At 62.0% G+C, this 1270-nt stretch carries 1 pseudogene; it reads left to right on the top strand.

From position 1 onward, the window contains the following. Positions 1-1270, top strand: a pseudogene (locus VBE63_RS29645) (hypothetical protein); the annotation flags it as partial.

The raw sequence follows: 1270 nt of genomic DNA, 5'->3' as shown, positions 1-1270 counted from the left end.
TCTAGTGACTTACTGGTTTGAGAAGGCACGGGCGCAGATCGAGGCGGCGAAAACGCAGCGCGCCGGGCTGGTCGCCACCCAATCGATCCGCCGTGGCTCCAACCAAAAGGTGCTGACGCGGATCACAGAGACTGGCGTCATTGTCGAGGCCTGGTCCGATGAGCCCTGGATCAACGAGGGCGCCGATGTGCGCGTCTCGCTGATCGCCTTTGCGCCTCCGAGCACAAGCCAAGGTATCCGCCTCAACGGCCAGCCTGTTGCGGCGATCTATGCAGACCTCACGGGCAACGCGCAAGGCGGTCTTGATCTCGGCCAGGCAAAACCGCTACCGAGCAATGCCGTCGCCTTCGAGGGCACCAAGAAGTACGGTGACTTCGACATCGCTGGAGACCTGGCGCGGCAATGGCTGCTGGCTCCGAACCCTGATGGTCGCTCGAACCGAGAAGTACTCAAGCCGTGGCGAAATGGGCAGGATCTAGCACGTAGACCTGTTGATCATTGGATCATCGACTTCGGCGTGGATCGCGTTGAGGCGGATGCGGCGCTCTTCGAGCAGCCTTATCAGCATGTGCTGACGCATGTGAAGCCAAGTCGCAGCCGGGTGAATAACGAACACACGCGGACATACTGGTGGATTCACGAAAGGCCCAGGGCCGCGCTACGGCAATCACTCGCTGGTCTGCAACGATTCATTGCCACGCCACGCGTCGCCAAGCATCGTTTCTTCGTCTGGCTGCCAGCATCTGTGCTGCCCGATACCCGGCTCTGTGTGATCTGCCGCGACGACGACGCAACCTTCGGCATCCTGTCCTCTCGGCTGCATGTGGTTTGGGCACTGGCGAAGGGGTCGCGGCATGGTGATGGTGACGAAGGCGGACGACCAACCTACAACGCAGGAACCTGCTTCGAGACCTTCCCGTTCCCCGAGGCCCTAACGCCAGCCGACACCGCAGGCGGGACAGAGAGACTACCCAGCGGTGCCATCATTCCAAGCGTGGCGTCGGACGTTCGCACCCATGCGGAGCCCATCGCTGAAGCTGCGCATCAGCTCGACGCGCTGCGCCGTCACTGGCTCAATCCGCCCGAATGGATTGAGGTCGTGCCCGAGGTCGTGCCGGGTTACCCGGATCGCATCATTCCAAAGCCTAAGCACGAGAAGGAACTAAAGAAGCGCACCCTGACGAACCTCTACAACGCGCGCCCGGCCTGGCTCGACAATGCCCATAAGACGCTCGACGCCGCAGTGGCTGCCGCCTACGGTTGGGACGAC

The sequence above is a fragment of the Lamprobacter sp. genome (assembly GCF_034860625.1).
In the GTDB taxonomy this organism is placed as follows: Bacteria; Pseudomonadota; Gammaproteobacteria; order Chromatiales; family Chromatiaceae; genus Lamprobacter.
This window is presented reverse-complemented; position numbering and strand designations above follow the sequence as displayed.